Annotated in this window: 19 protein-coding genes, 4 tRNA genes and 2 pseudogenes; 3 read left to right on the top strand and 22 right to left on the bottom strand. The window is 66.2% G+C overall.

The genetic code is table 11. The features are described from left to right. The first annotated feature begins 459 nt into the window (after positions 1-459). A pseudogene (locus JOF56_RS54260) lies at positions 460-1,964 on the top strand (IS1634 family transposase). 187 nt (positions 1,965-2,151) lie between these two features. Here the strand turns inward: JOF56_RS54260 and JOF56_RS54255 are convergent. From JOF56_RS54255 to JOF56_RS54240, 4 genes are all read right to left on the bottom strand, one after another. Next, positions 2,152-2,226 (bottom strand) — tRNA-Val (locus tag JOF56_RS54255). 1 nt (position 2,227) lies between these two features. Beyond that, a tRNA-Cys gene (locus JOF56_RS54250) sits at positions 2,228-2,299 on the bottom strand. A 45-nt stretch (positions 2,300-2,344) separates the two neighbouring features. After that, positions 2,345-2,417, bottom strand: a tRNA-Gly gene (locus tag JOF56_RS54245). A gap of 107 nt (positions 2,418-2,524) precedes the next feature. After that, complete coding sequence (locus JOF56_RS54240; protein ID WP_209647260.1) at positions 2,525-2,950, bottom strand: SsgA family sporulation/cell division regulator; 426 nt, start codon at positions 2,948-2,950, stop codon at positions 2,525-2,527. A 345-nt stretch (positions 2,951-3,295) separates the two neighbouring features. Between JOF56_RS54240 and JOF56_RS54235 the strand changes: the two genes are divergently transcribed. Next, positions 3,296-3,367: transfer RNA gene (locus JOF56_RS54235), tRNA-Val, on the top strand. A gap of 117 nt (positions 3,368-3,484) precedes the next feature. On the opposite strand, the gene JOF56_RS54230 is transcribed toward JOF56_RS54235, so the two are convergent. The 3 genes from JOF56_RS54230 to JOF56_RS54220 form a co-directional block, all read right to left on the bottom strand. Then, on the bottom strand, positions 3,485-4,825 hold the full coding sequence (locus JOF56_RS54230; RefSeq protein ID WP_209647258.1) for a site-specific integrase: 1,341 nt from the start codon (positions 4,823-4,825) through the stop codon (positions 3,485-3,487). Beyond that, the gene (locus tag JOF56_RS54225; RefSeq protein ID WP_209647257.1) at positions 4,822-5,025 is read right to left on the bottom strand and encodes a helix-turn-helix domain-containing protein; all 204 of its coding nucleotides are present in this window, start codon (positions 5,023-5,025) and stop codon (positions 4,822-4,824) included. The genes JOF56_RS54230 and JOF56_RS54225 overlap by 4 nt, the downstream gene beginning before the upstream one ends. A gap of 322 nt (positions 5,026-5,347) precedes the next feature. Beyond that, positions 5,348-6,424, bottom strand: coding sequence for a bifunctional DNA primase/polymerase (locus JOF56_RS54220; RefSeq protein WP_209647255.1), 1,077 nt, complete (start codon positions 6,422-6,424; stop codon positions 5,348-5,350). A 213-nt stretch (positions 6,425-6,637) separates the two neighbouring features. Here JOF56_RS54220 and JOF56_RS54215 point away from each other — a divergent pair, with 213 nt between their 5' ends. After that, positions 6,638-7,075, top strand: a complete 438-nt coding sequence (locus tag JOF56_RS54215; protein WP_209647253.1) for a hypothetical protein — start codon at positions 6,638-6,640, stop codon at positions 7,073-7,075. Here JOF56_RS54215 and JOF56_RS54210 read toward each other — a convergent pair whose 3' ends face one another. From JOF56_RS54210 to JOF56_RS54145, 15 genes and pseudogenes are all read right to left on the bottom strand, one after another. Next, positions 7,076-8,677 carry a hypothetical protein gene (locus JOF56_RS54210; protein WP_209647251.1) on the bottom strand — a complete coding sequence of 534 codons (1,602 nt, stop codon included), beginning with the start codon at positions 8,675-8,677 and terminating at the stop codon, positions 7,076-7,078. It abuts the gene before it with no gap. A 61-nt stretch (positions 8,678-8,738) separates the two neighbouring features. Beyond that, the gene (locus tag JOF56_RS54205) at positions 8,739-9,149 is read right to left on the bottom strand and encodes a hypothetical protein (protein ID WP_209647250.1); all 411 of its coding nucleotides are present in this window, start codon (positions 9,147-9,149) and stop codon (positions 8,739-8,741) included. 52 nt (positions 9,150-9,201) lie between these two features. Further along, positions 9,202-9,381 (bottom strand): hypothetical protein, encoded by a 180-nt coding sequence (locus tag JOF56_RS59270; protein WP_245378797.1) that lies wholly within the window; start codon positions 9,379-9,381, stop codon positions 9,202-9,204. Between the two features lie 516 nt (positions 9,382-9,897). Continuing rightward, positions 9,898-10,446: pseudogene (locus tag JOF56_RS61070) on the bottom strand (DNA cytosine methyltransferase); the annotation flags it as partial. A gap of 260 nt (positions 10,447-10,706) precedes the next feature. Continuing rightward, positions 10,707-11,897, bottom strand: coding sequence for a DNA polymerase III subunit beta (gene dnaN, locus JOF56_RS54195; RefSeq protein ID WP_209647248.1), 1,191 nt, complete (start codon positions 11,895-11,897; stop codon positions 10,707-10,709). A gap of 89 nt (positions 11,898-11,986) precedes the next feature. Then, on the bottom strand, positions 11,987-12,538 hold the full coding sequence (locus JOF56_RS54190) for a hypothetical protein (RefSeq protein WP_209647247.1): 552 nt from the start codon (positions 12,536-12,538) through the stop codon (positions 11,987-11,989). Positions 12,539-12,637: 99 nt separating this feature from the next. Beyond that, on the bottom strand, positions 12,638-13,621 hold the full coding sequence (locus JOF56_RS54185; protein ID WP_209647245.1) for a bifunctional DNA primase/polymerase: 984 nt from the start codon (positions 13,619-13,621) through the stop codon (positions 12,638-12,640). A gap of 35 nt (positions 13,622-13,656) precedes the next feature. Continuing rightward, on the bottom strand, positions 13,657-13,821 hold the full coding sequence (locus JOF56_RS54180; protein ID WP_209647244.1) for a hypothetical protein: 165 nt from the start codon (positions 13,819-13,821) through the stop codon (positions 13,657-13,659). An 86-nt stretch (positions 13,822-13,907) separates the two neighbouring features. After that, on the bottom strand, positions 13,908-14,873 hold the full coding sequence (locus JOF56_RS54175; protein WP_209647242.1) for a DNA-methyltransferase: 966 nt from the start codon (positions 14,871-14,873) through the stop codon (positions 13,908-13,910). Further along, entirely contained in the window at positions 14,870-16,195 is a 1,326-nt protein-coding gene (locus JOF56_RS54170; RefSeq protein ID WP_209647240.1) for a helicase-related protein, read from the bottom strand. The genes JOF56_RS54175 and JOF56_RS54170 overlap by 4 nt, the downstream gene beginning before the upstream one ends. A 68-nt stretch (positions 16,196-16,263) precedes the next feature. Then, on the bottom strand, positions 16,264-16,497 hold the full coding sequence (locus JOF56_RS54165) for a hypothetical protein (protein ID WP_307855701.1): 234 nt from the start codon (positions 16,495-16,497) through the stop codon (positions 16,264-16,266). Between the two features lie 123 nt (positions 16,498-16,620). Next, the gene (locus JOF56_RS54160) at positions 16,621-17,412 is read right to left on the bottom strand and encodes a hypothetical protein (protein WP_209647238.1); all 792 of its coding nucleotides are present in this window, start codon (positions 17,410-17,412) and stop codon (positions 16,621-16,623) included. A gap of 211 nt (positions 17,413-17,623) precedes the next feature. Beyond that, entirely contained in the window at positions 17,624-19,099 is a 1,476-nt protein-coding gene (locus tag JOF56_RS54155) for a hypothetical protein (RefSeq protein ID WP_209647236.1), read from the bottom strand. Between the two features lie 243 nt (positions 19,100-19,342). Further along, positions 19,343-21,556: a zonular occludens toxin domain-containing protein gene (locus JOF56_RS54150; protein ID WP_209647235.1), complete on the bottom strand. Its 2,214-nt coding sequence runs from the start codon at positions 21,554-21,556 to the stop codon at positions 19,343-19,345. Next, positions 21,553-21,903: a hypothetical protein gene (locus JOF56_RS54145; protein WP_209647228.1), complete on the bottom strand. Its 351-nt coding sequence runs from the start codon at positions 21,901-21,903 to the stop codon at positions 21,553-21,555. Before JOF56_RS54145 ends, JOF56_RS54150 begins: the two co-directional genes overlap by 4 nt. Between the last annotated feature and the right edge of the window lie 2 nt (positions 21,904-21,905).

The raw sequence follows: 21,905 nt of genomic DNA, 5'->3' as shown, positions 1-21,905 counted from the left end.
TCTCGCCGCGCTTCTCTACCGGCTACCACGCCAGACCTTGCACAAGCTCCGCCTGCTTGTACGACCGGACACCATCTTGCGGCTGGCACCGAGACCTGCTTCGCCGACGCCACGCCAGGGTGTCCCGACCGAACCGCCCCGGCTGGCCCCGCACCATCCGATCCATCCGAATCCTGGTTCTGCGCCTTGCGAAGGAGAATCCGAACGGGGGCTATCGGCGCATCTACGGCCAGATCACCCGTCTCGACATCCGCCGACGCACACGACTCGGCGGCATCCTCAATGAGTACCACCACGCCGCTTGACCAGCACGGATGACATTTGCGGCAAGCGCAGGGACGGTATGACCTGACTTGGGCCACGATTCTGGCCTGTGCGGTAGTGCGCTTCGCTGACCTGCCGGTTCATGGTGGGGGTGTGCGGAATCTGTGCACTAATTCTGGGCCCTAAGGTGGCTCGGTGGCGTACGTCCGGACCGTGAAGACCGCCTCAGGGGCGCGTGCGGTGCAGATCGTGCACTCCTCGCGCAAAGGCTCACGGGACATCGAGCACATCGGGTCGGCCCACGACGAGGTCGAGTTGGAGTTGCTCAAGACCGTGGCTCGTCAGCGGCTCGCGGCCGGTCAGGGCGAGTTCGACCTGGGGCTGGACGCGCCGCCGGAGGCGGGCGGCCCGTTGCCGATCACGGCCTCGCGGATGGGGCACCTGTGGGACGCCCTGGTAGCGGCGTACGACCGGCTCGGGTTCACCGACGCGGCCGAGGGGGACGAGGTATTCCGGCAGTTGGTGCTGGCGCGGATCATCGAGCCGACCAGCAAGCTGGACTCGCTGCGGGTCCTGGAGGAGGCCGGCATCGCGCCGGTGTCCTATCGAACCCTGAAGCGGCGCCTGCCCGCATACGCGACCGAGGCGTGGCGGGAGCGGCTGGCATCCCTGTGCGCTCATCATGTCGGCCTGGGACCGGCGAGCTTGCTGCTCTACGACGTGACAACTTTGTACTTCGAAACCGATACTGGTGACGGGTTCCGCGAGTCCGGGTTCTCCAAGGAACGCCGCCTGGAACCCCAGATCACCATCGGGCTGCTGACCAACGCGGCCGGGTTCCCGTTGATGGTCAATGCGTTCGAGGGCAACAAGGCCGAGACCACCACGATGCTGCCCACGATCAAGGCGTTCATGGCCGCCCACCGTCTGTCCGATGTGGTCATCGTCGCTGACGCGGGGATGATCTCCGAGAACAACATGAAGGACATCGAGGCCGCTGGCCTGTCGTTCATCCTCGGCATGCGCATCCCCGACGTTCCCTACGTCGTCGCGGACTGGCGCACGGCTCACCCGGACACCGAGATCACCGACGGGCAGGTGTTCATCCAGCCGTGGCCGGCCGGACCGAAAGACAACCGCAAAGACCAGATGCGGTACTACCAGTACAAGCACGACCGGGCCCGCAGGACGCTCAAGGGCATCGACGAGCAGGTCCGCAAAGCCGAGCAAGCCGTGGCCGGTAAGACCGCGGTCAAACGTAACCGGTTCGTCAAGCTCACCGACGCCACCAAGACCGTCAACCGCGACCTGGAGGCCAAAGCCCGCGCGCTGGCCGGGATCAAGGGCTACGTCACCAACATCGCCGACCCCACACCTGAGAAGGCCATCGCGGCCTATCACCAATTGTTCCAGATCGAGAAGAGCTTCCGGATGGCCAAATCCGACCTGGCCGCCCGACCGATCTTCCACCGCACCAAAGACTCGATCGAGGCACACCTGACGATCGTGTTCGCCGCCCTGGCCGTCTCCCGCTGGATCGAGGACACCACCGGCTGGTCGGGAGGTTCGTCAAGACCGTCCGCCGCTACCGCACCATCCAGATCCAAGCCGGCGACCACCTCATCACGGCAGCCGACCCGTTACCCCACGACGTCCACCAGATCCTCGAAGCGATCAAGACCCAAGCCGCTACGCACTAAATTGGCCCAACTCGGGTCCTCAATGAGTACCACCACGCCGCTTGACCAGCACGGATGACATTTGCGGCAAGCGCAGGGACGGTATGACGGGCGGCCGTCGCCATCTCATCGCCATTTGATCACCGAAACGAACAAAAGCCCTCTTCCTCGCGAGGAGGAAAAGGGCTTGTCACCTGCACAGATGTGCTGGTGGGCGATACTGGGATTGAACCAGTGACCTCTACCGTGTCAAGGTAGCGCTCTCCCACTGAGCTAATCGCCCGAGGCGCAGGCGGGAATCGAACCCGCGTACAGGGCTTTGCAGGCCCTTGCCTAAGCCACTCGGCCACTGCGCCAGTTCTCTGACGAAAACTGGAGTCCGACCCGAGGGGCCGACGCCGAGCGGACGACGGGACTCGAACCCGCGACCCTCACCTTGGCAAGGTGATGCGCTACCAGCTGCGCTACGTCCGCCTGTTGCCCCAGCTTCGCGGGATTTTCATCCCGTCTCGGTGGTGCGAGGAGAACTTTATCCGACGCCCGAAGGGGGATGAACAGGGGGGTGGTTTACGAGTGTTTGCTCAGGTCAGGTCGTTGGAGATCAAGTGCGTGAGGGCCTCGTCGACGTTGACCCAGGTGTGCTCGTTGCCGGGCACGACCACGTCGTATGTCCGGTCCAGGAAGTCGGCGAGCTCCTGGGCGGACGCCTCGAAGACGGCATGGCCTGAGGGGGAGCTCAGCTCGATGACCACGACTTCGGGATCGTCGGCGGCGGGCCGGATTCGCACGTCACCGTCACCCGCTTCGGCGATGAGGCCGTCGGCCAGCAGGTCGCGCGCGAAGACCCACTCCACCCAGCCTGCGCGGCCGGTGCGGAACGCCGCGACGACCGCGTACGGGTCGCGGGTGTCATAGCGCAGCTCGACCTTCACCGGCACGGCCGGCGTGCGTGGCGCAAGCAGGTCGAAGACCGCTGTTGAGCGGAGCGTCACGTGATCGTTGCGCATCGTCGCTACCCTTCTTCTCCCTTCCCAGTCATTGAACGACTGAGTCCCAGTCCTGTGACGCCACAGCAGTGCCTGTTGATCGCATTTCGGTCGATCTTCACCCGTATGGGCGGCCTAGTTCGACAGGTCGCGATCGTTCGACTCCGCTCTGTAGTCGCCTGGTGGACCTACGGGTACATACTGCTGGGTTCGGCCTGAACTTGGTAGCGCCAATGCGTGAATCTTCCGCGTGAGGTTCGTCCCCGTCAGGCCCCTCGACTGGAACATTCCCAGGTCAAGGCGAAGAAGGGGGGTGCTCGAAACCGCTCGGCGTGATCCTGTACTCTTTCATCTCGTTGGCACAGAGGGTGATTAGCTCAGCGGGAGAGCGCTCCGTTCACACCGGAGAGGTCACTGGTTCGATCCCAGTATCGCCCACAGTCTCGTCAGGGCCGCAACCTGCAGGGTTGCGGCCCTGACGCTCGTTATGGGCACCTTAGCCTGCAGTACGTCGGCCGTGACGTAGCTGAAGTGGTAGCTATCACGGCCTCTGGATCAGCCGCCGACTTCCTTCGGATCGGGCGGCAGAAATAGACCACTGATGTCTTCCGCTGCCTGCCGGTCAAGGCCGGGGATGTCCGCCGTATACAGATCGAGCGTGAACGCGACTGTGGAGTGGCCAAGCCGCGAACTCACGATCTTCGGATGCACGCCGGACCGTAGGGCGACCGTCGCATAGGTGTGCCGCACATCGTGCAGTTTGATCAGTGGCACACCAGCGCGGTCAACCAAGCTGTTGAACATCTCCGTGATGGTGTCGGGATAGATCGGCCGTCCATCCTCCCAGCAGAACACCAGGCCGTGATCCTGATAAGCCTGGCCCCACTCCTTCCTGTTGGAGTCGAGGTGGGCAAGGTGTTCACGGAGGACAGCGACTGTGAACTTGTCCAGCGACAGAAGTCGACGGCTGCCGATGGTCTTGCCGTCGCCGTCCTCAACCGAGCCGCCAGCGACTACGCGTGTCGACGCCATGCGCAGCGAGGCAGCGGTCAAATCGAGGGCGTCCACCCTCAACCCGCACAGCTCGGAGCGGCGCATCCCAGTCGTCGCCACCAGTACCCACAACGCGTAGAACCGGTCACCTCGTGCGATTTCCAGGAAGCGGGTCATCTGGGCCGGCGTCCACGTCCGATGCGGCTTTTTGAGCACTGTTGGCGGCTTCACTCCCACAGTGGGGTTAGCGCCGAGGTACCGCCACACCATCGCGGTAGTGAAGGCAGACCCCAGCATGATGTGCACAGTCTTGACTGTTTTCGGCGCGATGCCGGCCAGGGCTGCCGCCTGTGGTACTCGCCCTACCTCGTAGCGGCGGATCGCCTTGCGTGCGCCCGCATAGGTGATGCCGACCTTTTCAGCAAGCTCCGTCGCCGATACCTCTTGGTGGGTCTTCCAGATCTGATACATCTCCCAGTTCGTGTCCCGTTTCCTCCGTCCACTTGAGAGCAGCTGCTGGTAGAGAGCTGCCACTACAGGAGGTTTGATGTCCTGCAGCTGACGTTGACCGATCCAGGGCAAGACGTAAGCTCGCGCGTGGGCCTCATAGTTCGCTGCCGTCGTCGCTTCAGTCGACGTGCGCACGTATCGAAACCACTCTTCGAAGAACTGGGTGACCGTCCTGCGCGCTGGCTGAACATGCTTTCCTGCCGGGATTGCCGACCGCGCTTCACGCATCGCCTCCCAGGCGTCGTCCTCGGTCTCAAACCCGCTCCTCGTGATGGGCTTGTTCTTGCCAGTCAATGGGTCTGGATCGCCATAGAACTTGTAAGCCCACTTGTTGCCGCGCTGGAAGACGCTGCCCGGATCGCCTCGCCGACTGTTCTTCTTCTGTCGACTCATGCAGCCGCCTCGCCGTCCGGCGGCAGCATGTCGGCCAGTTTCGCGCGGACAACATAGACACGGCGTCCGAACCTCTTGACCGGCAGTTCCCCGGCTGCGGCGTACCGATAGGCGGAAGCTCGCTTAAGGCCCAGAATCTTGGCTGCCTCCTCCACTGAGATGAGTGCTGGCAACGGCGGGATCTTGTCGGGCGTGCTCATCCCGAGGTCTCCGTTCTGATCGGTGCATAAGGCACGCCAGCGAAGGTGCACGTAGGAAGCTGGCGTCTTGGTCGCGCTGGGACGGTGGTGGCGAGGTGTCACGGCCCCCTGCACCTCCTCCGGTTACAGCCGTCCTGACCATGGCTGTAACCGGAGGAGGAGTTAGGGGCGGTTTTGATCCGCAAACCCGCAAAGTAGGCTCTGACCTGGGTAAATACCTTGCGGGTTTGTCTGGGAGGTTGCGGGTTCAAACCCGCAAACCCGCGGGTTTGCGGGTTTTACTGGACTGTCCACAACGTAAACCCGCATGAGTTACACCAGGTCAGACATCGTTTCGCGGGTTTGCGGGTTTGCGGGTTTGATTTCGAGGGACTTCGTGCAGGTATCGCGGTTTGGTCATGCCTGCGGCGAGGCCGGGTTCGATGCTGGCGGTGATCCTGGTGGCGTCAGCGGCTCGGCCTGCTTGGGTAAGGGCGTGTCGTACGTCTTGGATGGTGAGGTAGCCGGCGGCGACGTAGCCGCCGAGTTTGTAAGCGGCTTTGTTCAGGGCGGCTTTGCGGCCGTCTTGCAGTCCGGTGATGTGTCGGCATTCGTTGATCAAGGCGGCGCGTGCGATCCGCTGGGCCCGCGATGGTGAGGCGCCAGCAGTACCGCCGACCCTCCTACCCGTGGCGGGGCAGGGTGGCCAGGGTTGGCCGCGATTGCAGTCTGCGGTGGGGGTGGTGAGGTGTAGCCACCAGATCAACCAGTCCGGCAATGGCATCGGCGGCTGGTCTCGGACGATCCGGTACGTGCCGTGTGGGGTGACGGAGCCAGGCGCGAGTACGTAGCCCCCGTGGGCGCGTATGTCGATCTGCCACCCCAGTCCGGTGACGTGTCCATCGGGGTGCACAGTGCCGCGCGAGGACCGGATGACCGTGTCTGGTGGTGCGGTGAACCAGACGTGCAGTCCGCCGCTGGGAGTGCGGGTGATGCGGGTGTCGAGCCGGTTGACCCCGCTTCGCTGGCGCATGACCTGGGCGAACAGGTCTACACCGCTGGTGGCCGTGAGGGGTCCGAGACCCATGGACGGCGGGAGCAGGGTCGGGGGAATGTGAGCGGCTTTGGTGTCCAGGTCGATCACCAGATATCCGGACGGCCACGGGGAAATCCCGATGTTCGCGTTTGGCCATCGCCACCACCACTGGTCGGTGACGGTCGGGTCGTTCGTAGCGGCCCGGAACCCGTGACAGGGGTCGGTCGGCCAACATGGGCATGTCTGGTCGGGACTACGACAGGGCGCGGTCTGGGGATGACACCGGTCGCAGTTGGCCAGGGTGGTTTTGTTCCGGGGCCGCAGAGGGAAGATGTGTAAGTTCTGAGCAGTCAGGCCACGTGCGAGATCTTTCTTGTCCAGCATAATGTTTTCCCCTCTTTCACACTGACCGACAGATGCATGGACTGGCGGCTGGCTACGCCACGCCCCCCTGCCCCGCCACGGGTAGGAGGGTCGGCGGTACTGCCGGCGCCTCGCCGTCGCAGGATCACCCGATCGTGAAACCCGCGCGATACTCGAATAGCTCAGGTTGTCGTTCCGGACCGCTTTGTTGATCTTGTAGCTAGAATTGGGTTCATGCTGGAGACCACACGCGGGGCATTGGAGACTTACGACGGTCTTGTCCGTCGGTACCGGGGGCGGCTTGAGGACGACCTTGAGTTGTGCTGGGACAGCGATACGTTGGCCGCGGGGGATGGCGGCATGGACATCCGGTGGCTGTGTGACCAAAGTTTGGTCATTGAGTCGATGCCAGCAGAGGCGTGTATCGCGCTGACTAATTACGACCGTCTTGTGCGTATTCGTGGCTACGTTGCCTTGCCGAACGATCGGGTGATCTACACCCACGGCCCAGATCAGATGCGGATGGACTGGGATGCCGATGTGGTGGTGTTCGAGCCCGTCACCGACGTCGATGAGGTCGAGACCGTGTCGTTCGCCGACCTGTGCCAGCCCTGGCCTGGCGTGCCTTACGCCACCCGTCCCCCGGTAGGCCAGCGCCCGCGCGTGACGTGATCACTGAGGCTGGGCTTGTCGTTCGACCCAGTAGACGTTGGCTCCGAGGTGGGTATCCGGGGCGCTGCGCAGCACGATGTCACCGCGCCAGCGGTCGGTTTGGCCGGTCAGCCGTCGGCCGAGCGACTTCACGCTCAACAGCTTGCCGCTGTTGGTGGTGGGGAACAGGCCGTTCCACGGGTCGTCGCGGTGGCCGTCGGGTTCGGCGCTTCGGCGGACGTCGTTAGCGGACAACTGGGTGTCGCCGTGCAGGGTGTGCCAGCGCATGAGGAACGCGCGGGCTTCGGCGGCGTCGTCGTCCAGGCCGCGGTTGCTGTCGGCGTTGGCCAGGAACCCGGGGATGCCGTGGTGTTGCAGGAACCCACCAAGTTGTTTGGCCCATTTGGTGAACTGCCGCATTTCCGGCACGTTGTGGGCGAGCGGCGCGCCGTGCGCGGTCCAGTCCAGGATCAGGATGAGCACGTTCCGCAGCACGATGGCGCGGTTGGCCGGGTCCAGGATCCAGGTGTCCAGGTTGGGGATGGTGAACCCGGTACGGGCTTCCGGCCGGGGACAGTCGGGGTCCAGGCGTGACCACACCGAGCGGGAGGCGATGTCGCCGCCGGTGCGGAGGTTGTTGCCGGTGGCCAGCCAGACGCGGTCGTTGGGGTAGGTGGCGGCGGAGTTGGTGCCCAGCCGGCGGTCGGTCCAGGTGTGGTCGGTCATCAGCCGGGCCAGGGTGGCGGAGTTGATGACGGTGCCTTCTTCGAGGTTGTCGAACACGACGGCGCCGACCTGGTCGGCCAGCACGGCGGTGATGGTCTTGCGCAGTTCGTCTTCACTGTCGGTCCAGGTCAGTACGCGCTGGCCGACCATCAGCCCGACACAGCTGGTGAGGATGGTTTTGCCGCTACCGGGCATCGAGGCGTCGATGATGCCGAACGGGACCAGGGTACGGATGAACGGCCGGATGATCGGCGTGATCAGCAACGCGATGTAGTTGGCCCGGTCGGCGTCCGATCGCCAGGGGAAGTCGGCCAGGAACGAGTTGAGCAGGAATCCGCACGCCTCGTCGACTTGCCGGGTGGTCGGGCGTTCCGGGACAGGGTCCAGGTGGTTGTTGCCGGACAGGATGAACCCTGTGCCCGGGTCGTAGCCGGGCTGCTGTAGCAGCGTGCCGTCCGGGCGCAGGACGGGCGTGGAGATGATCCGGAGCAGGGTGGGCAGGTTGGGCCAGGACTGCCGAGCCAGCACTGCGGCCAGGACGCTGCCAGACGGCAGAAACTCCTCATCGCGTGTCTCGCCTTTCTCGTCCACCCGGGTGCGGACCACTTCGGCGTGTTCGGCCAGTAGGCTGGCCAGCAGCGGCGGGCGCAGTGTCGAGATCTTCAGTGGCAACGGCGCGTCCTTGTCCCCTGCTGTCACGTCCCCTGTTCCGGATACGGCTTCCACCACGACCGGCGCACCGTCGTTGACGTAGGTCTCCGGGATGATCCGGCTGTCCACTGCGCGGGTCAGCGCCCGGATCGTCTCGGGACTGCCGCCACCGCGCACCACCGGTCGTCCACTATTTCCGATCGGCCACAGGTGGCCGCTGTCCTGCCGGTGGTGCGCTGTGGTCATGGCTCGCTACCTGCCTTTCGGCGTGTTGTCAGCGGACAGTGAGGCCTGGCGGCAACGTGACCTATTCGTCGTCCCATGCGGCCAAGTCCCTCTCAAGGCGCGCTTTGCCGTCCCAGGCCCTGCCGTCGATCGGCAGACTCTCGGGGCTGTGGAGCAACATGCGGACGGCAATCACGAGGCATTCCGGCGAAGGAATGAACTCACGAACCAGCTCTGCGGGCTGTTCGTTGAAACCGTTGCTCCTCAACGCCGCGTACTGCCACCCGTCAACCTGTGACCAGCAGGCGATGACGCCATACGGCCACTCACTCGTGTTCAGCGACGGCTGGTCATGGGGCTTCCAGGACATCACGGCGTCCAGGCGGACCCCGTCCGAATTCTCGGTGAAGCCGTCGGAAGCGCCCAGTCCGCTCGCGGTCAGGGCAGTGTCCACAGCGTCGAAGTACTCATCGTGGGGCAAGGTGTACGACATGGAGTGGCCTCCGTGTTGTGGTCAGTGAAAGGGGGTGATCGGAATCCTCCGGTCATGCTGCGTTCGAGTCGGTCGGCTGGCAGACCGTCACGTCCCCGGTGAGTTGTGGCAGCAGCCATTGCAGTGCCGCGACGCCCTGCCGGGGTACGACTCCGTTGCCGAGTAGCCGGAGCATGTCGTTACGCGACAAGCCCGGGATGTCGGTGACGTGCCCGGGTGCCAGGCCCATCATCCATTCGACGAATCGGGGGTTGAGCTGTCGTCCGCCGCGTCGTCCGGCCACAGTGGGTGTTGGCGCGGCCCGTCCGAGGATGGTCTCCCATCGCCGGACGGCTGGCTCGTACCGGTTCCAGTCGACGGCGTGGGTGCCACCGTCGCCATCACTGCCGACGGCAGCGCCAGGTCGCCCTTGCTGCCCCGCATGTTCGGCCCGCCTTTGGTCCCATCGCTGGCTTTCCGGGTCGGCAGCAGGTGCACGGTCACTTCGTCCAACTCGCCGGTCCGTTTCGGGTTCAGGGCTTTCCGCCGGCGCGGGTCTGCTGTCCCTCTGGTGTCGCTCAGCCTGGCGGTCGGTGTGGGCAGCAGATTCTGCACCGTTGTGCGCAGGTCCCGTCCTCCGTCGCCGTGTGGTCCCGGCCCGAACCGGTCCGATGTGGTCGGGGTCGGCAGCAGGGCGCCGTGCAGGCAGGTGTCGTCCGCGCGTTGGTTCGGTCCTTTGTGGTCGCGGGCTGTGGGTGTCGGCAGCAGCGATGAAGATTCGGAATCGGGCGTGCGGGGCTCCCACGTCGGAAGCACGTAGGCCACACCATGCCGCGTCATACCCGAGGTCGGCCAGGTCCGCGAGAACGGTTCCCAGTGCCCGCACACAGTCCTCTGCGCGGTTTCCCACACACCACGGGCAGGGTTCCACGTTGCCATCGGCGTTGGCGGAGAGAAGGTTTCGGACATTTTCGATCACCACAATCGGGGGTTGGAGAGCGGAGATGGCGCGGGCCATGTGGAACCACAGGCCTGATCGGGTGTCGTGCCGGAGTCCGGCTTGACGGCCGGCCGATGAGATGTCGGTGCAGGGGAATCCGCCGGTGAGGATGCTCACGGGCGGCACCCGGGTCCAGTCGACCGTGGTAATGTCCCCGAGGTTGGGCACGTCCGGGTGGTGGTGTGCCAGCACGGCCGTCGCGGCGGGGTCGTTTTCGCAGTGCCAGGCCACCGATCTTCCAGTGACCTCGGTGACCGCGTGATCCAGGCCGCCGTGTCCGGAGAACAGCGACCCGATGGGAATGGGTTCAGTCGGCATGTCACGTCCCTCACGTGCTGTCCAAAGGGGCCGGACTGCGTCACGTCCGACGTGGCCGGACGGACTGTCACGTCCCCTTCGCTGGCAGGGGTATTGGTGCGGCACGGTGTGCGCGGCGCGGTGCCGCACCAACAGGTTTGTTGCGTGGTGGCGGTGTGGTCAGACGTGCCATTGGTGTCCGCAGTCCAGGCACGTCGCGATGCCGGCCAGGACGTAGAAAAACGAGTGGGCGCAAGCCATGGCCCCAACCTCCTTGGGGATCAGGCGGCGTTCGTCCCGGGTTGGTCCGGCGGGCGCAGGGGCATGACCAGTTGCACGTGCCTGTGGGCGGCGGCCTGCCCGGTGGTTGGTGCGGTGGGGGTGTCGTGTCGTTCGCGCACGACCATTGCCTTGTGCGGCTCAGTGAGTTCGATGTGGGCGATGGGTGTGGAGATGGCGGTGAGCGCTCCGAGGGCGCGGTGGGCCATGAGGGTGATGGCCAGTGGGGTGCCGGTGAGTTTGATCGGCACGGATTCCCGGCCGCCGCCGTGGGCGGTGTCGCCGGTGCGGATGTCGAGGTGCCCGGTGTCGGTGAACTCGAACTGGACGGCGTCGCGTTCCCGGTCGGCGAGCACGGACACGCGCTTGACCGCCTCGATCAGCGGCGTGACCGCGACGTCCACGGTCCCGTTCGCGGTGTCGGGGATCAGCTTGCGACAGTCGGGGAACTGGCCGTCGATCAGGCGGGTAGTGGCCTGCCGGATCCCGGTGTTCAGGCCGAACACGGTGCCGTCCGCAGTGGCGCCAATTCGGATGGTGTCGCTGCCGGTCATGCCCTTGACCAGTTCCTGCAGGGCCCGGCCAGGTACCAGCAGCCGCACCGCATCCCCGCCGGTCGCCGTGGTGATGGCCGGTTGCCAGGGCAGTTCGCGCATCGCCAGGCGGTAGCGGTCGCTGGCAATCAGCCGTAGCGGGCCGTCGGTGATCTCGACACAGATACCGGTGAACACCGGCAGTGCGTCGTCGGTGCCCGCCGCACCGGCGACGTGTGACAGCCCGGTGACGAGTTCGTGGGTGGGCAGTTCGCCGATTAGTTCGGGCATGTCGGGCAGTGCGGGGAAGATGTCGGCGTCCATCAGGGGCAGGCTGGATTGGCTGCTGCCACACCGGATGTGCAGCATGCTGCCGTCGGTGGTGAGCTCGACCGGCTTGTCGGGCAGCATTTTCGCGACCGCTGCCAGTAGTGTGCCGGAGACCATCGCCCGGCCGGATTGGTTGAGGGTGGCGGGGATGTCGGCGCGGGTGCTGGTGTCGGGGGTGAATCCGGACGCGCGCAACACGTCCTGTTCCCCGGTGTGGGTGGCGTCCAGGCAGATGGCGCCCGCGACCGGGTGGGTCGGCCGGGTTTCCAGGTTGCGTGCGATCCATCCTGACGCGTCGGCGAATTCGTCACGGGACACGGTGATGTGCATGCGGTTTCCTCTTTCTGACAAGGGATCGAGTTGGTGCCGCTGAGGTCGCGGCGTGCATGAAGGCCGATGGCGGGGGCCACCTGGCAGGGTCAGGTCAGTTTCGGCAGCAGCGTGGGCTGGGCGAGTTTGGCGTGCGCGGCCACGAAGACGCTCGTGATGCCCACCAGAATGGTTTCCAGGATCGACACCACCCACAGCGCGGGCGGACATACCGTCGTCGCCCACACGGTGACCAACGCGGCAAGGGGTGCGACGCAGAACACCAAGAGATCCGCGGTGATCTGCATGGCCTTGCGGGCGCGTCGGCGGGTGTATCGGCCGTGCTGGATTTCCCAGACGAACACTGGCTGGTGGACGATCGCGGCCAGACGGGGCGCCAGGTTGGTCTTGATGTAGTTCCCGATCGCGGTGATCTTGTCGTCGTTGGCGGCGTACTTCCATCCCAGGACGATGGTCACCGGGGGCAGTAGCAGGCAGAGCTGGTTGTTGCGGGCCTGCAACACCGCGGCGACCACGGCGGCCATCGCGGCGAGTGTGGTGTAAGTGAGGCTGTCGCGGTACCGGATACGTTGCCGCTGCTCACTTTTGAGGTAGTCGCTCTCGGCCAGCAGGGCCTGGCCTGATGTGATCTGTTCAGCCATGGGCATATTCCTTTCCGGCGGGTGTCCAAATAAGAGCGATGATGGCCGGGGGTTCCCCGGCGCGCGGTGCCTCCAGTGCGGCAATGTCACGTCCCCTTGCTATGCGGGCGTTGCCGCTTTCGGGATGCGGGGACGCTGCATGCCGGCGCGCAGGCCGTTGGTGATGGTGCGGCGGATTTCGTAGTCGGTGCAGGTGCAGTCGGCGGTGAGCATGTGCAGGGCGGCGTGATACAGCTTGGTTTCAGCGTCGGTGTAGGGCAGTGCACCGCCGCCGACGTGCTGACCGAGGTTGCCCGCCGCGCTGTACAGGGTTTTGCTGTGGCTGCCGGACGGTGCGGTTTCGACCCGGCCGCATTCACCGCGCACGGCGGCGGCCGTGTACGCCCCGAGACGGGTGGAGGAGTGTGGCGGGGGTGCTGTGGTGTGCACGACAGGTTTGGGCGTCAGCCGCGTCGTCAACCACCCGCGAAGCGGTGTCTCCGGCAGGTCGTCGACAACCCGGTAGATCCCGTCGGGGGTGATCGAGCCAGGGGCAACGATGTAGCCACCCCACGCGCGGGTGTCGATTTTCCAGCCCAGCCCGTTGCCTTTGTCGCCTTCGGTACTGGGCAGCCGGACATTGTCCGGGGCACGGAAATACAGATGCCAGCCGCCCCGTGCGGTGCGCGCGGTGAGCGTGTCGCCGGGGAACGGCTGGCCGTATTCGGCGCAGATCAGAGCGAAGTGGTCCAGCCCGTCACGGACCCCTTGTGCACGCAGGTGATCCGGCGGGCCGTCGTCGTCGGATTTGGGGATGTCGAGGTCCACCAACACGACCCGGCTAGGACCGGCCGCGATGCCGATGTTGCAGCTGCGGTACCGGTCGCTGGTCCAGTACCAGCGGACTTGGTCCGGGTCGTTCATCGCGCGTTGTTCCCACCCTTGGTGGCCGTGGCGGCAGATCCCGGTTGCGGGACAATGCGTCCGGCCGTGCAGTGCGGGTGGTTTCTTGAGACCGGGCCGGATCGGGAAGACGTGCCAACCGCGTGTGACGGCAGCCAGCGCGGCATCCAGCAATTGCTGATCGGTGTTGTTGGTATCCATGGGCGGCGGTTCTCCTCATGGCGCGGGGTATGAGGTCAGAGCCGCTTGCCCGCTTTGCGTGCCGCTTGACACTGGGGGCAGGAAGCCCGCGACGCCAGCCACAACCGGGTGGCGCTGTCTGCCGGAATCGTCAGCCCGCAGAGCGTGTCCCACGTACCGCTCCAGAAGCGACGCGTGGCCTCGTGAGTGATCTCACTCATCAAAATGTCCTTTCTGGATTCGTGTCATCGCTGGCGGGTCGGGGTTGTCCTCGTCGCCCGTGTGGGGACGTGACCTGTTGTGGCATTCACGCGCAGGCCTCAGTGCCGAATAGGTCGGGTGTGGACATCTGGTGGTCCAGGGCCTGGAGGTTGGCGACCGCGGTCTGCCAGTAGGACTCTTTGAGTTCGCATCCGATTGCTCGGCGGCCGTGCTTGACCGCGACGAACAGTTCGGAGCCGATGCCGGCGAACGGTGTCAGGACGGTTTCGCCGGGGTTGGACCACAGCCGGACACAGCGTTCGATCAGGTCGAGCTGCAGCGGGCAGATGTGCCGTTCGTCGGCGTCTTTCTTGGCTACCTTGGTGTTGAGGGTGTTGGTCTCGCGGATGCTGTACCAGGCCACGGTGGGATACAGCAGCCCGAGGTCGACGGCCGCGGCGGCGGCCTCGTCGTCGGGCAGCCCAGGCCAGATCGGGCGGGCCCACGCGATCCACTCGTCGTTGGTCACATCGGTCTTGACCGGTACGGCGTTCTCGCCGGGCGCGCGAAATACCAGGAGATAGTCCGCGAGCGCGGGCCGCAACTGTGACGAGTCGCGATCTTTGGTGACGAACAGCAGGCTTTGTGATTTCGTGCGGATGGCTTGGGCCTGCGGGTCTTTATCGACGGTGACCTCGCCGTGGAAGATCCACCCGGCGGCCTGGTGAGCGGCGATGACTTCACCGCGGAAGTCCGACAGGCCAATGACGCCGTGCAGCACTTTCTGCATTGTGATCTGCTGGACATGCACCACCGACAACCGGCCGGGACGGGTGAGCCGAAGTTGCTCGCGGATGATGAAGGCGTAGTGCTCGAAGAACTCGGTGCGGCTGCGGGAGTTGGACAGGTCCCGGACACTGGGCGAGTAGTTGTACAGCTGGGCGAACGGTGGTGAGCACACCGACAGGTCGATGCTCGCGGCCGCTAGCTCGGCGAGCCGTTCGCACGAATCGCCCAGCATGAGCCGCCAGGCTGGTCCGGTGGCGTCGTCGGTGCGGTAGTCGGTGCTCACGCGGCGGCTCCGATCGGGTTGTGGGTGCGCATCGCGGTGACGAGCGCGGCCGTGGTGGCGGCTGCGTCGTGTTGCTTGCGCCGGAGGTTGGTGGCGATCTGGCTTTCCAGCGCGGACAGCACGATGTGCGCGTGCACGACGCGGGTTTGTCCGTAGCGGTAGCAACGCCGGATCGCCTGGTAGTACTGCTCATAGGAGTCCGACAGGCCGACGAAGGCCATGCGGGCGCAGTGCTGCCAGTTCAGGCCCCACGCGCCGATGCCGGGTTTGGTGACCAGGCGCGGGATGTCTCCGTCGGCGAACGCGAGCAGCAGTTCGGCCTTCCGTTCGGGCGCCATGCTGCCGTGCACGTTGACCGCGCCGGTGAGTTTCGCGAGCTGCTCGGCCTCGTCGTTGAGGCCGGCCCACAGCAGCCACGGCTCGTCGGGTTCCGCCTCAACCAGTTCAGCGGCGCGATGGCATCGGGCGGTCAGGGTTTCCCGGCGCACCTTTGCGCGACCACCGACACCGCCCAGGTCGGTCGCGAACAGTTGACCGTCGACCTGGATGTCGACGTCGACCAGCTCGGGAATGATCTGCAAGCCGGGCAGGGCGTAGCCGTCGTCCGGGTAGCCGAGATCCGAGGGGCGGCGCAGGGCAAGCGCCCAGCCGGCCATCCACTCGAACAGGGGAGTCCGCGCGTGGCCTTTCACGCGCCACCCGGCCGCGTCGTGCACGAAGTAGGTGGCCAGCATCTCGCGGCGGCTTGCCACGCCAAGGAATTCGGCGTGGTTGGCCAGCTCGGTGACATCGTTGGGTGCCGGTGTGGCGGTGCACGCCAGACGGCGGGAGACGCCCGCGAACAGGATGATCATTCGATCGCGGGTCTTGGTGGTGACGTCCTTGATGACGCTGGACTCGTCCAGCACGACCGCGCCAAACGCGTCGGGGTTGAATCGGTCGGCCATTTCGTAGTTGGTGATCCATACGCCCGGACCGGTCACCTCCTTCTGACTGCGGACGTACTTCGCCTCGATGCCGAGCTTTCCGGCCTCTCTGACCGTCTGCCGGCACACGGCCAGCGGCGCGCATACCAGGGACTGGTCAGCCGATAGCCGCGCCCACTCCAACTGCTGCACGGTTTTCCCGAGGCCTGTGTCCTCCCATAGCGCGCACCGTCCTACTTTGACCGCCCAGCGGACGATCTCGGCCTGCCACGGGTGCAGCATCGGGTGCACGTCCGATGGAGACACTTCGTGACCAACGGCAGGTGTCATGACGAGTTTGGAAGCAAGGAACTCCTGATAGTTCCTGCGTCCCTGCGGGCGGGTCGGTGTGGTCATGGGGTGTCACGTCCCCTTTCGCTCGGGGTTTGAGTGCGGGCAGGTTGCCGTCCACGCGGTCCAGGTCACTAGCGGTTGCGGCCACGTCGACGGGAGCGCCGCCAGGTCTCGTAGGCGCGGCGGCCGGCGCGGAGTTCGCGGCCGTCGCCGTCGCATCGGCCGCACAGGCGGATGGCGCGCAGGAAACTGGAGACGTGGTGTCCCCGGCCGCGGCAGGTGCGGCAGGCGCGGTAGGGGTAGAGCACGCAGGATCCGGCGTAGGCAAGGGCAAGGCCCAGCGCGGCGAGAACGACTGTGGTCACAATGGTGTGCCTCCACAACAAGGGGGACGTGGCAGATAGGTGCGGTGTGGGTTCCGGTGTGGCACGGGCGCGCAGGTCTCCGTGCCACACCGGGGTGCTTGTGGTGTGGGATGGAGCGGGGGGTTAGCAGTGGCACAGGTCGGGGTTCGGGTTCGCGGTGTGTTCGGTGCTGCAGGTGGGGCATGTCCAGTGCTGCAGGCTGTGGCGGGTCCAGTTGACCGAGCGGGCGTAGCGGGCGGCCTCGCCGCGGTCGGGTTCGCGGATCTCGAACGACTCGCCGTCGTCGTTCTCGAAGCTGAGGACGGCGGGCTGCCCGGTTGTGTCGGCGTGGTGGTGACACAACGGCGCGGCGCACACCAGCCGCCAGGTCGCGAACGGATGTCGGCAGATGGCGCCGACTCGGTACCGGGGGTCGTTGTGGTGGGTGTCGAGCCAGGCGACCAACTCGGGCCAGCTGTCGAGCCGGTAGTCCGGGGCGGTCCATTCCGCCGATCGCACGATCCACGCCGGCCGGGTGTGCTGCCAGCTGTGGCGGGCGAACCAGGTCGGCTGCCCGTCCTCCCAGGCCTGGTGTACGCGGGCGCGGATCTCCCAGACCGCAGAGGCAAGGCCCCGGCCGGGGCGGCGTAGTTGTGTGGCGGTTTCGGTCCAGTCCGCGTCCAGCTGGGACAGAAGCTCGGCAGCTTCCCGGGCGTAGGGCAACGGGACCGATGCGATACCGAGGTGCCAGCCGGATTCGGTGTGCAGGATGGACCATCCGCCGGTGTACCTGCAGTCAGCAGCGTTGACCGCAGGGATGATCACCAGCCCGGCAGCGGGCGTGGTTTCGCCGGGGAAGGTCAGCCGCATGTGATCGCGGATCGCGGTGGCCGGCTGCCATGCGCGGTCGGCCGGGGTGAGGGCGGGAGTGGTCATCAGAACCAACTTCCTGACAAGGGGGGTGGTCAAGGGCAGGGTGAACACTCACGCGGGGGTATACGGCCGCGTGAGCGGGTCGCTTGGGGAAGGAGGGCGGCGGCGCCGCACCGTTGCTCTCAGATGGACGGTCGCCGCCAGCCCTGCGCGCGAGAGCCCCGTGTGACCTGTGATGCCACACCTGGGGGTTCGCTGTCTGGTGAGTACGTGGTCAGTCGACAGGGCGGCCGTTGATGTGGACAGACCCGAAGTGTTGGCCGACTTGGATCTGCACGTTCCCGATGGTGATGTTGCGCGTGGCCCCGGCCTGTGTGCCACCAGTGTCGTGGTCGGCGTGGGTGGCGGCTTGTTCCGCGCGTTCGCTGGCGCGTCGTGCGCGCTCAGCGGCTCGTTGCGCGCGTTGCTGGGCCCGGTCGGGGTTTATGGGCTGGATGGTGATGCCCGCAGGGGTGATGGCGACGGTGGCGTTGAGGACGTCGTGCTGGGAGCCGACGCGGGCGTTGCCGGTCACGACGTTGGTGTTGTTGCCGACGGCGAAGCCGAGGTTTGGTTGCGGCTGCCGGGCCTGCTGGTCTGCTTGGTCTGCTATGCGTGCCCATTCATCGGCGTGTGCCTGTGCGACACGGCGTTCGTGTTCGGTCGTCGCGTTTCGGGCCGTTTCCGCCCAGACCCCAGCGCGCTGTGTGTACGGCGCCGATGCTGGCTTCTCGGGTGAGGCAGTTCGATCGGTGTCCGGTGTTGCGGAGTTCTGCGGGGCGACCGCGTTCTCGGCTTGGCGCCGGGCGCGGTCTCGTGTGTCGTTCCGCTGGGCTTGCTGCGTCAACTGTTGCCAGCGTTGCTGGAACTCCGGTACCGCCGGTTGCTGTCCCGGTGTGGGGTTGTCTGGCTCCATGGGTCGTGTCACGTCCCCGGGGTGTGGCGCGCTGTCCGGGCGCAACGGTTCAGGAGTGCTGGAGTTGGTCATCGTGATCACGCGGCGGCCGTTGACGATGCGGTCGGATGTCATGTGGAAGGGTTGGTGCGGGCCGAGTATGAGTTCGTTCTCGTCTCGTTTGGCGGCAACGCCGCTGGCGTTGACGTCCAGTGCTTTCGTGCCGGGCGCTAGCTCGTAGTGGACGGTCACGTCCCCGAATCCCTCCAGCGGGGTCGTGCCTTTGGTGGTGCTTGTGCACCGGGCTTCGGTCACGGTCTGGCCGACCATGGATCCGACCGGGCCGTAGACCTGATCGGCGGTCTCGGCATGGATGGCCCGGGTGGCAGTGGTGGGCGTGTCCACCGTGGACCGATTGATCGCACGCTCTAGGGCCCGCGCGGTCTGGCGCATCTCGCGCGTGTACTCCTTGTCGTCGGCCCCGTAACCGTCGACCTGGTAGCCGTTTTGGATGTAGCGGTTGATCGACGCGGACAGCCCTCCGGTGTATCCGGACACTGCTTGGCGTTCCGCGCGGTAGAGCCCGGCTTGGTTGGGCGTGTCGGGTGTGTCGGCGCCGGCGATGATGCGTTCCGCCGTCACGGTGTCCTGGGCGTCCTCGACTCGTTCGCGGGCGCGGTCGATCGCGGCCTGGTCGTTGCTGGCTTCGGCTCGGGCAAGGGCTTTGCGCGCACGGCACAACTGTTGCCGCGCGGCCTGGGCTTTGCGGCTGGCGCTGTGCCCGCCTGGGCAGCGGCGCCCACCGGGGCGGCACATCAGCGGTCACGTCCCCTCAAAGTCGGTCACATTCGGTGATCGTGGATGGGTGTGATTCACCGCGCGTGATCCCCAGGGAGGGAGACGCGCGGGCATGCGAAAACCGCGTCCAGCGGTCGTCAGGCCGGACCTGGTGAGAGGGCTCCCTGCGTCCCCGGCAGCCAGGTTTGTGCTGTTCGCGCGAGGGAGGCGGGGTGTGGGGAGACGGTTGGGGAGAACTCCCCGCCTCCCCAGGCGGCCGGGCTAGATTTCCGGGCCCTCGCCCGGGTCGGCGAGAGCCGCGAGCTCGTCACGACGCGTGATCGCAGCGTGGACGTCGTCGGCGCGGACGTGCATGTGGCCGCCGGTTTTGTACGGCGTCGCGTCGTGTTCCGCGAGGAACGCGGTCAGCCGTTCGAACGTCCAACCGCGGTAGCCGGCCGGGTCACGTTCGGCCAGTTTCTGCAGCACTTCCTGGGTCCGCATCCGCCGCTGGTCGCCCAGCACGGCGGCCAGGTCGTCCAGCGGGTCGCGTCGGTTTCCGGCGGTGATCTCGCGGGGCGGGGTGTGGATGATCCGGGCGTGCTCGCGCAGCTGCAGCGCGCGCTGGGTGACACGGTGCGCGTCGGCCTGGGGCACATAAAAGCTGCGCAGCAGACCGGGTTTGGCCATGAATCCCCGGCACATGCAGGTACCGACATCCCCGTTGCTCTCATCGGTCTTGGGTTCCAGGCCGACCGCGGAGATCCCGGCCTTGTAGGAGCCGGACCCCAGCACGGAGTCGTTGCCCTGGTGATCACCGATGGCGAAACAGGCCTTGTTGGTCGCCACCGTGATCAGCTTGCGCGGCAAGGCATCCTTCGACGGCTCCGGTGTCAGGAACACCAGGGTGATGGCGTACTTGCGTGCTGTGGACATGACTTTCACGGCCACTTCCAGCGCGGGTTTGCCGTGCTCACCCATGAACAGGTTCTGGCATTCGTCGATCACCATCACCCGTGGCCGCAACCGCTCGTCACGTTCGGCCAGTTCACGGGTGACGGCACGCGCGTCATGCTCGCGCAATGCCTGCCCTCGGACCGTCAGTTCGTCGTAGAGCTCATGCAGCCTGCCCAGGCAGGCCTCCACCGTGTCGTCTCCCGCGCCGGTGACTAGCGACCGCAGCCGCGGTTTCATCGCCTCGTAGTCGGCGTTCTCGGCCATCACGACCACGTCGACATCCACCAACGGGTCCAGGATCGCACCGAGAAGCAGCGTGATGATCAGGGTGGACTTGCCGGACCCCATCATGCCGCCGACGACATAGTTGGCCTCGAACAACCGGCCGCGCACCACGTCGCCCTTGATCGTGACCCCGACCGGGACGCCGGTGAAGTAGTCGCAGCTGGCGTTGTCCAGGTCGGCCAGCAGCGGCCACGGATCGACCGGGCCGGACAGGGCACCGGATTTGGCCACCCACAGATCCAGCACGCCGGCCTGTGGCTCGGTCGGCCACACCTCGGTCGGGAACCGCAGCAAGTTGTGTGCCAGCAACGGTTTCCGCTTGACGATCTCTTCGACCGGGCAGGCCGGCGGGAGGTCGATCTGGGCCCGCCAGCCTTTGCCGTCGATGGTCGGCGGCATCCGGAACCGGATCTGCCAGCCCTCCTTGACCGCCTGGGTGAAGCCTGGAATCCGCAGGTGCTTCAACGCTTTGAGGATGGTGCCCTCATCGGGCAGGGCGTCCATCACGTCCCCCGCCTGATCAGGCATGGCCATCCACTTCGGCTCCCAGGCGGAGTGGGTGCGGCCCAGGTGCCACAGGTAGGCCAGCACACCGCCGGTGGCGCCCAGGATCATCAGCAGCCCGTAGGCGGTGGCGAACCACACCGACCAGCGAATCGCCTGCATCACACCCACAATCGGGTCGATCACGCGCCTGAAGTCGTCGTCGGCGACCGCGAGGATGATGCCCAGGACCAGCAGCAACGCGATCAGCGACACCACCGCGGCACCCATGGCCTTGACCAGCTTCCACGGCGCGGTCACCCAGTCCATCACCCGATCATGGCGGCGTTGTTTCTCGGCCACGTCCTGTTCTTGCCAGTAGCGCAGGCCTTCCTGATCCCCGGCCGCCTCTGCCGCGCGCATCAGCCGCTCGTAGCGGCTGCCGCTGTGGCCGTCACGCCACCGTTTGAGCACGATCCCGGCCCCGGCAACGGGATACCACGCGTTGCGGGCCACGGCTTTGCTCGTGGTCTTGGTGCGGGGATGGGTTACCGCGGTCCGCGCGACCCGCACCGCGAGGGTGATGTCGTTGCGGTAGCCCTGATACCGGGCCAGCGCCTGGGCCTTTTGGCTGGTCAGGCGCTGGTACTCCTCTTCGCTGATCAGTTCACCTTCCAACGGTTCCCCGGCCGACTCGGCCGGGGACACCTCGGGGGTGTGCAGGTAGTGCACGTCGGCCAGGTCATCCGACCGGGGCGTGTTGTCCGTCATGTTTCCGCGTCCTTTCCGGTCGAATCAGGGGCGTTGGTGCTGGTCAGCGACTTTCGGGCGTGCGCGGTGCCGGGGCGTAGGGCGCGGTGTCGGCGGGCAAGCTGGATCTCGTGCCCGGTCCAGCCCGCGCCGGCCGCGAGGGCCAGCACGGCGAACCAGCCGTCCACAGTGACCGCCAACCCGAGCGGAACCCCGACACCGGCCAGTTCCAGCACGTGCCAGCCCAGCCAGGCCACGATCCGTCGGCCCTGCCGGTCGGGCACCACGGCCGCAGGTGTGGGCAGGGCGAGGGGGTGTGGGTCGGGCTGCCACGGCTCCCGCTCAGGCCGTGTCGCGTTGTCGGTCACTG

It is taken from the genome of Kibdelosporangium banguiense, assembly GCF_017876405.1.
Classification (GTDB): Bacteria; Actinomycetota; Actinomycetes; order Mycobacteriales; family Pseudonocardiaceae; genus Kibdelosporangium; species Kibdelosporangium banguiense.
The sequence above is the reverse complement of the archived record's forward strand: the minus strand, read 5'-3'. Positions and strand labels throughout refer to the sequence as shown.